The sequence below is a fragment of the Bradyrhizobium sp. PMVTL-01 genome, assembly GCF_051861855.1.
Classification (GTDB): domain Bacteria; phylum Pseudomonadota; class Alphaproteobacteria; order Rhizobiales; family Xanthobacteraceae; genus Bradyrhizobium.
In genome coordinates, this window is record NZ_CP193982.1 from 7,526,692 (window position 1) to 7,539,056 (window position 12,365).

Here is a 12,365-nt window from a genome sequence, read left to right on the forward strand (position 1 = left end):
CATCCCAGTCGGATTGGAGCCGCCGATGTCCCGTAAATTTTGTCTGGCGACGATCACGTTGGTTGCCCTGAGCGGCCTGTCGGGCGCGCCCGCTTTTGCCCAGGGCCACATGGGCACGCCACAAGAGCAGAACGCCTGCTCGCGCGATGCGTCGCGGCTGTGTCGCAAGGAACTCGGCAATGACGGCGCAGTGCAGAGCTGCCTGCAGGCCAACCGGGCCAAGCTGTCGAAAGCATGCAGCAAGGTGTTCGCCAGCCACGGCATGTGAGGATCGGAAGCACCCTGTGAACGGAGAGTGAAGCCATGCTGCGCGACGAACAACTCTCGATCCTCAGGGACATCAGCCAGTCCGTCGCCTTCGCCGACGACCGTCACGGCAAGATCAGCGAGCTGATCGCCGACGGTTATGTGATGAAGGACGGCGATCTGTTCGAGCTCACCGCGAAGGGCGTCACGGCGGTGCAAGAACATGCCGCCTCGCTCGGTGCCGACGATGCGGAACAAACGAGCGCATCATCCGACAGGCCGATCTGATCGCGCCACCTCGCTTGCTGCGTGACGTGCGCGCAACAATCGGGAATTCCTTTGCCATGACCATTGCAGCCGCGCGACAATGGCGCATACTTCGCTCGGGCGGCGCAGCACTTTCGATTCGACATCCAAGTAATCGAGCGACCACATGCGGGATCGAGGTCCCGGCGTGAAGGCTGTGACGTGCGGCAGATCAAGCCGCGTGCGGCGCCCCAAAAACCAAGCGGCTCAAGCCCAGGGAACTCAGGGACCCATCCTTCATGACACGCTATCAGACCATCACCTCTGTCGTCGCATTCGCCACCACCTTCGCACTCCAGACATCACCCAGTCTCGCCTTCTCGCAACAAGCCCAGCAGATGTGCTCGGCCGATGCGATGCGGCTGTGCTCCAGTGAAATCCCTGATATCCCGCGGATCACCGCCTGCATGGTCAGGAACAAGTCGCATGTCAGCCCCGGCTGCCGCGCCGTGATGGACCGCGAGCATGCGGCCGCCCGGAAGCGGGAAGCGGCGGCGCAGTAGGAGGGGGTGGCGACGCCTGCCGATCCGCCGTCGTTGCGAGGAGCGCTTGCGATGATATCCAGAACTTCGACCGTGGAGAGACTCTGGATTGCTTCGATTCGCTCGCAATGACGGAGTGTGTGGCGACGCCTCCGCCCTGCAGGCGGAGACTTCTCGGAGTAAGCCTAGTCGCCCCACTGGGCGAAGGCGTCGTTGAAAGCGCGCTCGCCGGGGGCGCCCTTCTCGATGGCGATGATGGCGCGGCGCTGGTTGGCGTAGACCAGGGGCACGTCGAACCAGGAACGCTCCTTCAGGAGCTGGACGTTGCGGGCGCGGTCGGCATCGACATTGGAGAGGCCGACCAGGAAGAAGCCGTCGGTGACCTTGACCGCGAGGCCGGCGAGCGGCGTGCCGCGGGCCTGCTCATTCGACTTCATCAGGATGCCCGGCACGTTGGAGACGCTGCCGCCAGGAAAATCCGGCGGCAGGATGAAGGTCAGTTCCGCGGTGTGGCTCGCCGGCAGCGAGGAATCGGTATTGCGGCGGAACGACATCGTCATCTTGAACTTGCGGTCGGGAATCTCGATCTCGGCGCGCACGGCGACGTCGGCCTTCTGGTTGCCCGATGCCTTGATCGGCTCGAGCCGCCACACCACCGAGCCGACATATTGCTTGCCCTTCGGGTCGGACGGGTCCTCGTCATAGAGCACGACCTTCTGCGCCACCGGCGCGACCGGCTGGTCGCTGGCCGAGGGCTGGCCGACGCGGTCGGGGATCTTCGGCTTGCTCTGCGGCTGCGACGCATCCTTCGGCGCCTCCACGACCTGGGTCGGCGAGGACTTGAACAGGTTGGTGGCGGCCTGGAGCAGCGGCTTGCCCCAGAGGATGCCGGCACCGATCAGGATCAGCACGATGCCGACGGCGATCGCGCTCTTGAACGGGAACGCGGAGCCGCGGCGCTTGGGCTTCTTGGCGTCGCGGTCGAGGACCGGGATGTGCGGGCGCGGCGACGGCGGCTGCGACGCGTAGCCCTCGGCCTCCTCAACCGACTCGTCATAGGAATAGGGCGCGTCCTGCTCGCCGGCGCGGTTCTCCAGGCTCGGCTCGAGCCGGTCGAATTCCGGCGAGGGCGAGGGCACGTTGGCGTAGGTGCGGCGCGCGGCGCGGTTGGCCTGCGCGGCCGCGCCGCCGAGGTCGTTGGCATCGGCCGTGATGTCGCGGAAGCCGCGCACGCCGGGGGCCTGAGGCAGCGCCGGTGGCGGTCCGATCTCCGGCGGACGGCGCCCCCCGGGGCGATCGCGGCCGGCCGGTTGCGGCGCCGGCGGCTCCGGCATCGACGGCGGCGCAGGCGGCCCCGGTTGGCGCGGCGCGTCGAAACGCGGTGCGCGCGGCGGACGCTGGACATCGCCCTGGTCATCGACGTTGAAGGACGGGCGGTCGGCCCGCGGCGGGGTCGGGGCCGGACGGGTGCGCGGCTGGGATGGGGGCGGGCCCGCCTCGGTGGCACGGGTGCCGGCCCGGCGGAAGGCATCGCCGCTGCCGCTGCCGCTGCTACGGGCGCCACCACCACCGGGGCGCGAGGCCTCCCGGGCACGCTGCGCGGCTTCCGATTCGACCTTGCGGACAGCCTCTTCCAGCGACAGCCGTTCGCGGGTGATCTCGGACTCGGAGAGCGGCGGCTGCACGCTGCGGAGCTGCGCGATCAGTGCCGTGCGCGCCCGTTCATAGAGCGCGCGACGGCTTTCGCCGGGAGCGTTGGGGTCCAGGGCGGCAATAGCGCGGGCGATCAGCGGATAGTAATCAGCCATTTCTACTCAACTATACGCGCGTCCCGGTAAGACATCGTTAAGCCTCAAACGGATTTTGCACCAGGATAGTATCCTCGCGTTCGGGGCTGGTGGAAAGCAGCGCGACCGGGCACCCTACCAATTCCTCGATCCGGCGGACATATTTGATGGCCTGGGCCGGCAGGTCGGCCCAGGACCGCGCGCTGGCGGTCGGCTCCTTCCAGCCCTCGATGGTCTCGTAGATCGGCTCGACCCGGGCCTGGGCGCCCTCGCCGGCCGGGAAATGGTCGATCTCCTTGCCGTCGAGCTTGTAGCCGGTGCAGACCTCGATCGTGTCGAAGCCGTCGAGGATGTCGAGCTTGGTCAGCGCGAGGCCGTTGATGCCGCAGGTTCGGACCGCTTGGCGGACCAGCACGGCGTCGAACCAGCCGCAGCGGCGGGGCCGCCCGGTATTGGTGCCGAACTCGCGGCCGCGCTCGCCGATCTTGCGGCCGATCTCATTGTCCTGCTCGGTCGGGAACGGGCCCTGGCCGACGCGGGTGGTGTAGGCCTTGCACAGGCCGAGCACATAGCCCACGGCGCCCGGCCCAAGGCCCGCGCCGGTCGCGGCCTGCGCCGCCACCGTATTGGACGAGGTCACATAGGGATAGGTGCCGTGGTCGACGTCGAGCAGCGCGCCCTGCGCGCCCTCGAAAAGCATGCGCTTGCCGGCACGGCGCTCGATGTCGAGCAGGCGCCACACGGTCTCGACATAGGGCAGCAGCTGCGGCGCCAGCGCGCTCAATTCCTTCAGGACCTCCTTGCCGTCGAACTCCGGCAGGTTGAGACCACGGCGCAGCGCATTGTGGTGCGCCAGCAGGCGGTCGATCTTGTGCGGCAGGGTGTTGAGGTCGGCGAGATCCATCAGTCGGATGGCGCGGCGGCCGACCTTGTCCTCGTAAGCCGGACCGATGCCGCGGCGGGTGGTGCCGATCGCGGTTGCCGCGTTGGAGGACTCGCGCAGGGCGTCGAGCTCACGGTGCAGCGGCAGGATGAGGGTGACGTTCTCGGCGACCCGCAAGTTTTCCGGGGAGACCGCGACGCCCTGCGAGCGCAGCTTGGCGACCTCATCGAGGAAGGCGGCGGGATCGAACACCACGCCGTTGCCGATCACCGACAGCTTGCCCTCACGCAGCACGCCGGAGGGCAGCAGCGCAAGCTTGTAGGTCTTGCCGTTGATGACCAGCGTGTGGCCGGCATTGTGGCCGCCCTGGAAGCGGACGACGATGTCCGCCTGCTCCGACAACCAGTCGACGATCTTGCCCTTCCCTTCGTCGCCCCACTGGGCGCCGACGACGACAACATTGGCCATTCGCGGGTAATCCCTGTTCAATCTGTCTCAGGAGGCATGATCCTCGCGGAAAACCGGTGCCCACTCTTCCGGGATCATGCCTGACGCCCAGCCGATCCGCGGCCCGGGACCGCTCGCACGCAAGGCAGCCAACCGGATAAAGGAAGCAGCCCCTCTAGGCAAGCAAGAACGGGGCTTTTTCGAGGACCGGAGGCTGGTCCAAGCCTTTGATATCCCCTTAAAATCTCGCAACCTTTGAAGCCGGCGGGCACCCCGGTTGACCGGCATCAAGCGTTCCGGCCCGCAATTGCGCCAAGGGATAGCCGTCACCGTCCGCGCTGACCCTGCCCGGACCTTGAACCCTCGATTTTTCGGACATGCCGTGACCAAACCGCCGAACAGCCAAGCGAGCCAGTTCTGGCACCTGACGGCCGATGCGCTCTGCACCCGGCTCGGCTGCTCCTTGCAAGGCCTGACCGGCGCGGAAGCCGCCGAACGCCTGGACCGTTTCGGGCCGAACAGCGACGCCCCGCCGCGCATCGAGGGCGCCATGCGCGCCATCCTGCGCCGGCTGCTGGAGCCGCTGTCGCTGATCCTCTTGGTCGCCGGCATCGTCTCGATGCTGACCGGCGACGACATCGGCGGGCTCATCATCGTACTGATTCTCGCGGGCTCGATCGGGCTCGACACCATCCAGGAAGGGCATGCGGTCCGCGCCGCCGAGATCCTCCGCCGCTCGGTGGCGCTCAAGGCCGAGGTCAAGCGTGACGACGCCTTCCGCGAGATCGACGTCGAGCACGTCGTTCCCGGCGACCTCCTGCGCATCCGCGCCGGCGACATCATTCCCGCCGACGCGCTGGTGCTGGAGAGCACCGCCTTCACCGCGGGCGAAGCGGCACTCACGGGCGAACCCTATCCGGTGCAGAAGCACGCCGGCGCCGTTACCGACCCCGACGACACCTCGAATGCGCTGTTCCGCGGCGCCGTGGCGCAGACCGGCGAGGCGATCGCGCTCGTCGTCGGGACCGGCCGCAACAGCGTGTTCGGCGCCGCGGCCGCAGCGCTCGCAGAGCCGCAGGCGACCTCCCCGTTCGAGCGCGATCTGCGCGAGTTCGGCCTCGTGGTCGCGCGCGCCACGCTCGCGCTGGTGCTGATCGTGCTCACCATTCGCGTCGTGTCCGGCCGCGCGATTCTCGATTCGCTGCTATTCGCAGTGGCGCTCGCGGTGGGGCTGACACCGGAACTGCTGCCGATGATCACCACGGTGACGCTTTCGCGCGGCGCGCTGCGCATGGCCGGCCGCAAGGTGATCGTGAAACGGCTGGCCGCCATCCACGATCTCGGGGCCATGACGGTGCTGTGCACGGACAAGACCGGCACGCTGACCTCGGCCGAGATCACGCTCGCCAGAAGCATCGGTGGCGCGGGCAACGACGCGCCGCGCGCAGCGCAGCTCGGCGCGATCGCAGCATCGCTCGGCGGCGACCGCGGCTCGCTCGATGCCGCGCTCGTCGCCGGCCGGCCGGATGCCGTGCAAGGCTGGCGGCTGGCCGGGCAGCAGGCCTTCGACTTCTCGCGCCGGCTGGGATCGGTGCTCGCCACCGGTCCGGACGGAGCGCTGCTGATCGTCAAGGGTGCCCCGGAAGCCGTGCTCGCATTGTGCACGATGGACGAGCGGGCGCGCGAGGCGGCCATGGCACGCGTGCGCGAGCTCGCAAGCGAGGGCCTGCGCACCGTGGCCATCGCCTCTCGGGCATGGAGCGGCGCGCGGCGCGAGATCGAGACCGACGACGAGACCGAGCTCGTGTTCGAAGGTCTTTGCGCTTTCGCCGATCCGCCGAAGCCGACGGCCGCGGCAGCCATTGCGCGGCTCGCCGCTGGCGGCGTGCGGCTGAAGATCCTGTCGGGCGACGATCCCGTGGTGGTGAAGCGGCTCGCCGGCCTGGTCGGACTCAATCCCGAGCGCGTGCTGTCGGGGGCCGACATCGCCGCGCTCAGCGACGAGGCGCTCGCGGTACAGGTCCGCTCCGCCGATGCGTTCGGCCGCCTCGCGCCGGACCAGAAGTCGCGCATCGTGAAGGCGCTGCAGGCCGGCGGCGAGGTGGTCGGCTTCCTCGGCGACGGCATCAACGACGCACCGGCGCTGAAGGCCGCCGACGTCGGATTGTCGGTCGACGGCGCCACCGGCGTGGCGCAGGCTGCCGCCGACATGATCCTGCTGGCCTCCGATCTCGAAGTCGTCGCCGACGGCGTCGAGGAGGGACGGCGCACCTTCGCCAACATTCTCAAATATGTCCGCATGGGCGCCAGCTCGAATTTCGGCAACATGCTGTCGATGGCAGCCGCCTCGATCGCGCTGCCGTTCCTGCCGATGCTGCCGACGCAGATCCTGCTCAACAACCTGCTGTACGATCTCTCCGAGCTCGGCATTCCCTTCGACCGGGTCTCGGCGCAGGCCACGGCGCAGCCGCAGGTGTGGAGCATGGCGCGTCTGGTGCGGTTCGCTGCGATCATGGGACCGCTGTCGTCGGTGTTCGATGCCCTGACCTTCGTCGCGCTGCTGGTGCTGTTCAAGGCTTCGCCCGAGGAGTTCCGCACCACCTGGTTCGTCGAATCCATGGCGACGCAGATCCTCGTGATCTTCATCATCCGCACCAATGGAAGGCCGTGGCGCAACTGGCCCGATCCTGCGCTCGCGGCATCCTCGCTGACCGCGCTGCTCGCGGCGATGGTGCTGCCGTTCACGCCGCTCGGGGCCTGGTTCGGCTTCGTCGCCCCGCCACCGATCATGATGGCCGGCATCGCGCTGCTCGTCGTCGCCTATCTCGCCTGCGCCGAACTGCTGAAGCCCTTCGCAATCCGCAGCGGGCGGAAGAATTGAAGGTTCCCGCCGTATCGCCTGCGCATGGAGGCGATGCGCCTCGCCCCATTGATGTCGGGGACATTTCCGTGTCTTTGGACCGTGCCGGGCGATTGAAGCCGGCCCTGCTATCGCCGGGCCGGGGTCCCGGCGCATGACGCGGGACCACAACAACCACGATGACCGTCACCGGCCAGACCACCAGCGCCGCCGCATCCAGTCACAACTGGATCGCCAACCAGCCTTACCTGCTGCTCAGCATCACCGCATTGTGCTGGGCCGGCAACGCCATCGCCGGGCGGCTCGCCGCCGGCCACATTCCGCCGGTGACGCTGTCGTTCCTGCGCTGGCTGTTCGCGTTCCTGCTGGTGCTGCCGTTCGCCTGGAACCACCTGGTGCAGGACTGGGCCGCGATCCGTGGACGGCTCGGCCTGATGGTCACGCTCTCGATCACCGGCATCGGCGCCTTCAACACGCTGCAATACTGGGCGCTCGAGCACACGCAGGCGCTCAACACGCTGCTGCTGCAGTCGGCCGCGCCTTTGCTGGTGGCGCTGTGGTCGCTGGTCATCCTCGGCATCCGCCTCACGGCGGCGCAGGCCTTCGGCGTGCTGCTGTCGATGTGCGGCGTGCTGACCATCCTGCTGCACGGCGACGTCACCACGCTGTCGAGCATCGAGTTCAACAAGGGCGACCTCATCTTCCTGCTCGCGCTCTTGATCTTCGCGCTCTATTCGGTGCTGAGCCTGAAGCGGCCGCCGATGCACGGCCTGTCGTTCCTCGCCTTCACCTTCGGTGCCGGCGCCGCATGCCTGGTCCCGCTGGAGATCTGGGAGCTCTCCGCGCGTCCGGTGATGAAGCTCGACGCGCCGAACCTGCTCACTTTGTTCTACGTCGCGGTGTTCCCCTCGACCCTCGCCTATCTATGCTTCAATCGTGGCGTGCGCCTGATCGGCGCCAACCGCGCCGCGCCGTTCTTCCACGTCGTGCCGGTGTTCGGCTCGATCATGGCGATGGTGTTCCTGGGCGAACAGCCGCACGAGTTCCACTTCATCGGTTTCGCGCTGGTGCTGTCCGGCGTGTTCGCGGCGTCGAGGAAGCAGGCGTAGCCCAGCTTCGATCCAAGTGCACTGCTGCCCTTCTTCTCCCCTTGGGGAGAAGGAAAGAGCACGCGCTGCATCAAGGCTGCGTCCAACATATTGACCGCTGAGGCCGCGCTTCGGCTCACTCGCGCATTGTAGCATTGCGGCCCTGTGACTTGTGTCATCACGGCAATCGGGCGCAAGTTGCATCCAACGCCAATGACGATTGCTTCGCCCGCGCCACCGGCCGCCAATCCGGCCAGCTGGCTCAACAACCAGCCTTATCTGCTGCTCAGCCTGAGCTCGCTGTTCTGGGCCGGCAACATCGTGCTCGCGCGCCATGTCGGCGCGCACGTGCCGCCGCTGACGATGACCACGATCCGCTGGTTCGGCGTGTTCCTGCTGCTCTTGCCGTTCTCCTGGCCGCATCTGAAGCGCGACTGGCCGGCGCTGCGCGCGAGCCTGCCCCTGATGCTGTTCCTGTCGCTGGTGGGCTTCGCCTTCAACAACGCGATCTCGTACTGGGCGATGCAATACACCGAGGCGCTGAATGCGCTGCTGATCCAGTCGGCGGGTCCCCTGTTCGTGGCGCTGTGGTCGCTGGTGCTGTTCGGGGTGCGGATGACCGGCGGGCAGCTCGCCGGGATCGCGATCTCGCTGCTCGGCGTGCTCATCATCATCCTGCGCGGCGATCTCGCCGCGCTCGCCGGCATCAGCTTCAACCGGGGCGATCTCATGTTCGCCTCCTCGCTGATCGCGTTCGGCCTCTACTCCGCCTTCATCCCGCGCCGGCCCAAGATCCACCAGCTGTCCTTTCTGTCCTTCACCACCTGCTGCGGCGCGATGATGCTGCTGCCCACCGCGATCTGGGAGACAATGAGCGGCCGCGTCCTGCATTTCGATGCGCTGACGCTGGCAACGCTGGGCTACATCCTGATCTTTCCCTCGACGCTGGCATATCTCTTCTTCAACCGCGGCGTCGCGCTGATCGGCCCGAACCGGGCCGCGCCGTTCTTCCATCTGGTGCCGGTGTTCGGCTCGGCGATGGCGATCCTGCTGCTCGGCGAAAAGCTGCAGCCGTTTCACTTGATCGGTTATGCCCTGGTGCTTGCCGGCGTCGTGATCGCCTCACGCCAGGGTTCAGCGGCGAAGTAATTCCGTGACGCGGGCGACGAACTCCCGCCTTCCGATTTCAGCGAAGAGAAGCTAGGTTCCCCACCAACGAAAAAAGGAGGGAACGACCACACATGCTTTCAGCGTTGATTCGAAACCTGCGCATCATCGGCGCGGGCGCGCTTTGTCTCGCCGCGTCCGCTGCCCAGGCCGACAATTACCCCAGCCGCAACATCACGCTGGTGCTGCCGTTCGCGGCCGGAAGCGGCACCGACACCACGACGCGGCTGATCTCGCAGCATCTGTCGCAGGCGCTCGGCGTCGGCATCGTGATCGAGAACAAGGCGGGCGCCAACGGCATGCTCGCGGCGACCTATGTCGCGAAGGCCGCCCCTGACGGCTACACTCTGCTGGTGACGACCAACACCACGCATTCGGCCAATCCCTATCTGCTCAAGAGCCTGACCTACGATCCGGTGAAGGATTTCACCCCGATCGCGCGCACCGGCGACCTGCCCTTCATGCTGGTCGTCAATCCGGACGTGCCGGCCAAGACCGTCGGCGAGCTCGTCGCCTACGGCAAGGCCAACCCTGGCAAGCTGAGCTACGCCTCGGGCTCGTCCTCGGCGATCGTGTCGGGCGCGACCTTCGCGCACAATGCCGGGCTCGACCTGTTGCATGTGCCCTACAAGAGCTCGCCGCCGGCGCTCAACGACGTCATGGGCGGCCGCGTCTCGATGATGTTCGTGGACATCCTGACCGGTCTGCCGCACGTCCAGGGCAACGCGCTGCGCGCGCTCGCCGTCACCACCAAGGACCGCTCGCCGCTGGTGCCGAACCTGCCCTCGATGCAGGAGGCCGGCGTGCCCGATTTCGACATCTCGTCGTGGCAGGGCTATTTCGGTCCTGCCGGCATGCCGAAGGAGATAGTGACGCGGCTCAACGCCGAGATCCGCAAAATCGTCGAGAAGCCGGAGATCAAGGCCCAGCTCGCGACGCTCGGCATGGACGCCTTCTCCGGCACACCGGAGCAGCTCGGCACGTTCGTGAACGAGCAGCTGGTGCTGTGGGAACGGCTGATCCGGGACGCGGGGATCGAGAAGCAGTAGGGTCGGCGGCACGGCTCGCATGGGGCAAAGCGTAAGCGTGCCCAGCGTCACTTCTCGAGAACTCAACAAGGAAAAGGTGGGTACGACGCTCTTGCGTCTTTGCCCACCCCACGAATTCAGCGCAAGGAATCAGGCCGCCCGCACCGTGGCGAGGAAGCCGTCCACCGCGTTGCGCAGCGCGCCGGATTGGCTGTCGAGCTCGCGGGCGTTGGTCAGCACGTCGCTTGCCGCCGTGCCGGTCGCCTCCGCGGCCGAGGTGACGCTGCCGATATTGGCGTTGATCTCGCTCGAGCCGGCGGCAACCGACTGGATGTTGCGGGCGATCTCGCGGGTCGCCTCGCCCTGCTGCTCGATCGAGGCGGAAATGCCCGCCGTGATCTCGCTCATCTCGGCGATGGTCTGGGTGATGCCGCCGATCGCCGCGACCGCATCGCTGGTCGAGGTCTGCATCGCCGCGACCTGGGCGGAGATTTCCTCGGTCGCCTTGGCGGTCTGGTTGGCCAGCGCCTTGACCTCGGAGGCGACGACGGCGAAGCCGCGGCCGGACTCGCCGGCGCGGGCCGCCTCGATGGTGGCGTTGAGCGCGAGCAGATTGGTCTGCGCCGCGATCGAGTGAATGAGCTTGACCACCTCGCCGATCTTCTCGGCGCCGGTGGAGAGTTCCTGCACCGTGGCGTTGGTGCGCTCGGCATCGCTGACGGCGCGGCTCGCAACTTCGGTCGAGCGCGTCACCTGGCGTGAGATTTCCGCAACCGAACTCGACAGCTCTTCGGCCGCCGCGGCAACCGTGCCGACATTGCCGGAGGCCTTCGACGAAGCCGCACCGACCGTTGCCGCACGCGCGGAGGCGTCTCTGGCGGTCGCGGTCATCGACTGCGCCGTGGTCTGCATGCCGGCTGCGGCCGAGGAGACCGAGCGGACGATGCCGTTGACGCTGCGCTCGAAGTCGCTGGCGATCGCTTCCATGGCGCTGCGACGTTCCGCCGCGGCGCGTTCCTTGGCGTCCGCCTCGGTCCTCTCGAGATCGCGGATGCGGATTGCGTTGTCCTTGAAGATCTGGACGGTCGCGGCCATCGCGCCGACCTCGTCGCCGCGGCCGACGCCGGGAATCTCACCGTCGAGCTTGCCGTCGGCGAGATCCTTCATGCTGGCACCGAGCAGCGCCAGCGGACTGCTGATGCTCCAGCCGAGCATCCAGGCAACGCTGCCGGCGACGATGACGATGCCGAGCACGGCAAGGCCCAGCAGCCAGTAGACCGGCCCCATCTTCTCGTCGATGTCCTCGAGATAGGCGCCGGTGCCGAGATACATCTCGAAACCGGGGACAGCGACGGCGTAGCCGAGCTTACGGATCGGCTTCTCTCGGCCAGGCTTCATGTATTCGTAGAAGAGCAGGATTTCGCCGTTGGCCTTGACGCCGTCCATGATCTCACGTGACAGCTTGCGGCCGTTCGTCTCCACGTCCATGCGGTTGGCGCCGATCTGCTTTGGATCGGGCGCAAGCTGCGTGATGCCGTCATAGCTGGTGCCGAACAGATAGCCGGAGCCCTTGTCGTAAGTCATCGCGTTGCCGTAGCGGCGCAGTTCCGCAAACGCGGCGTCCTTGGTCATCTCGCCGGCATTGACCCGCTTCATCAGCGTCGCGGCATAATTGCGGGCCAGCTCGACGATCGCCTTGGTCTGGTCGATGCGCGCATTCACCATCTCGCGCTTCATCAGGTAGCCGGCGAGAACTCCGGAGATGCACAGGCCGAACAGGGTGACGCCGACAAGGATTCCAAGCTTGGGGGCGATCTTCAGATTGCTCAACTTCACGGGATAGCTCCGGCAACAAAGGACGGCACGCGAGTGGATCGATCGAAATTGAATCAACCTTTAGGGTGAGCCCCCTTAGCAAGTTACTTACGTGCCTCCGTAGAAATCCGGACAATGCCGGCCAAACCGGCAATTTTCACCGGTGTGGACAACCGGCAATTGTACGCACCCGCCGCGATTTCGCGTAAAGACGCAAAGGCCCGGGAGAAAGCCGGGTCACGACAAGAAACCAAAT

The 12,365-nt window shown here is 66.9% G+C and carries 10 protein-coding genes; 7 read left to right on the forward strand and 3 right to left on the reverse strand.

Annotated elements, in window-relative coordinates:
* Positions 1 to 25 precede the first annotated feature (25 nt).
* The 3 genes from ACRQ5Q_RS36275 to ACRQ5Q_RS36285 all read left to right on the forward strand — a co-directional run bounded on the left by ACRQ5Q_RS36275 (position 26) and on the right by ACRQ5Q_RS36285 (position 1,055).
* Positions 26 to 268, forward strand: coding sequence for a hypothetical protein (locus tag ACRQ5Q_RS36275; RefSeq protein ID WP_439375689.1), 243 nt, complete (start codon positions 26 to 28; stop codon positions 266 to 268).
* Positions 269 to 303: 35 nt separating this feature from the next.
* Positions 304 to 534 (forward strand): hypothetical protein, encoded by a 231-nt coding sequence (locus ACRQ5Q_RS36280; RefSeq protein WP_439394667.1) that lies wholly within the window; start codon positions 304 to 306, stop codon positions 532 to 534.
* Between the two features lie 257 nt (positions 535 to 791).
* Complete coding sequence (locus tag ACRQ5Q_RS36285; protein WP_439370390.1) at positions 792 to 1,055, forward strand: hypothetical protein; 264 nt, start codon at positions 792 to 794, stop codon at positions 1,053 to 1,055.
* Positions 1,056 to 1,219: 164 nt separating this feature from the next.
* Here the strand turns inward: ACRQ5Q_RS36285 and ACRQ5Q_RS36290 are convergent, their stop codons facing one another.
* On the reverse strand, positions 1,220 to 2,842 hold the full coding sequence (locus ACRQ5Q_RS36290) for a hypothetical protein (RefSeq protein WP_439370391.1): 1,623 nt from the start codon (positions 2,840 to 2,842) through the stop codon (positions 1,220 to 1,222).
* Positions 2,843 to 2,879: 37 nt separating this feature from the next.
* Entirely contained in the window at positions 2,880 to 4,172 is a 1,293-nt protein-coding gene (locus tag ACRQ5Q_RS36295; RefSeq protein ID WP_439370392.1) for an adenylosuccinate synthase, read from the reverse strand.
* A 361-nt stretch (positions 4,173 to 4,533) separates the two neighbouring features.
* Between ACRQ5Q_RS36295 and mgtA the strand changes: the two genes are divergently transcribed.
* The 4 genes from mgtA to ACRQ5Q_RS36315 all read left to right on the forward strand — a co-directional run bounded on the left by mgtA (position 4,534) and on the right by ACRQ5Q_RS36315 (position 10,315).
* Positions 4,534 to 7,032, forward strand: a complete 2,499-nt coding sequence (gene mgtA / locus ACRQ5Q_RS36300) for a magnesium-translocating P-type ATPase (RefSeq protein ID WP_439394669.1) — start codon at positions 4,534 to 4,536, stop codon at positions 7,030 to 7,032.
* A gap of 158 nt (positions 7,033 to 7,190) precedes the next feature.
* Complete coding sequence (locus ACRQ5Q_RS36305; protein ID WP_439394671.1) at positions 7,191 to 8,120, forward strand: DMT family transporter; 930 nt, start codon at positions 7,191 to 7,193, stop codon at positions 8,118 to 8,120.
* Positions 8,121 to 8,312: 192 nt separating this feature from the next.
* Positions 8,313 to 9,248, forward strand: a complete 936-nt coding sequence (locus tag ACRQ5Q_RS36310; protein ID WP_439370395.1) for a DMT family transporter — start codon at positions 8,313 to 8,315, stop codon at positions 9,246 to 9,248.
* Between the two features lie 92 nt (positions 9,249 to 9,340).
* Positions 9,341 to 10,315 carry a Bug family tripartite tricarboxylate transporter substrate binding protein gene (locus ACRQ5Q_RS36315; RefSeq protein WP_439370396.1) on the forward strand — a complete coding sequence of 325 codons (975 nt, stop codon included), beginning with the start codon at positions 9,341 to 9,343 and terminating at the stop codon, positions 10,313 to 10,315.
* A 129-nt stretch (positions 10,316 to 10,444) separates the two neighbouring features.
* Here ACRQ5Q_RS36315 and ACRQ5Q_RS36320 read toward each other — a convergent pair whose 3' ends face one another.
* Positions 10,445 to 12,130, reverse strand: coding sequence for a methyl-accepting chemotaxis protein (locus tag ACRQ5Q_RS36320; protein ID WP_439394673.1), 1,686 nt, complete (start codon positions 12,128 to 12,130; stop codon positions 10,445 to 10,447).
* Positions 12,131 to 12,365: the final 235 nt, after the last annotated feature.

Excerpts from the sequence above, each read along its gene's own strand:
- ACRQ5Q_RS36305 (WP_439394671.1), top strand. The coding sequence starts at position 7,191 with ATGACCGTCACCGGCCAGACCACCAGCGCCGCCGCATCCAGTCACAAC.
- ACRQ5Q_RS36280 (WP_439394667.1), top strand. The coding sequence starts at position 304 with ATGCTGCGCGACGAACAACTCTCGATCCTCAGGGACATCAGCCAGTCC.
- ACRQ5Q_RS36290 (WP_439370391.1), bottom strand. The coding sequence starts at position 2,842 with ATGGCTGATTACTATCCGCTGATCGCCCGCGCTATTGCCGCCCTGGAC.
- ACRQ5Q_RS36275 (WP_439375689.1), top strand. The coding sequence starts at position 26 with ATGTCCCGTAAATTTTGTCTGGCGACGATCACGTTGGTTGCCCTGAGC.
- ACRQ5Q_RS36285 (WP_439370390.1), top strand. The coding sequence starts at position 792 with ATGACACGCTATCAGACCATCACCTCTGTCGTCGCATTCGCCACCACC.
- ACRQ5Q_RS36295 (WP_439370392.1), bottom strand. The coding sequence starts at position 4,172 with ATGGCCAATGTTGTCGTCGTCGGCGCCCAGTGGGGCGACGAAGGGAAG.
- ACRQ5Q_RS36310 (WP_439370395.1), top strand. The coding sequence starts at position 8,313 with ATGACGATTGCTTCGCCCGCGCCACCGGCCGCCAATCCGGCCAGCTGG.
- ACRQ5Q_RS36315 (WP_439370396.1), top strand. The coding sequence starts at position 9,341 with ATGCTTTCAGCGTTGATTCGAAACCTGCGCATCATCGGCGCGGGCGCG.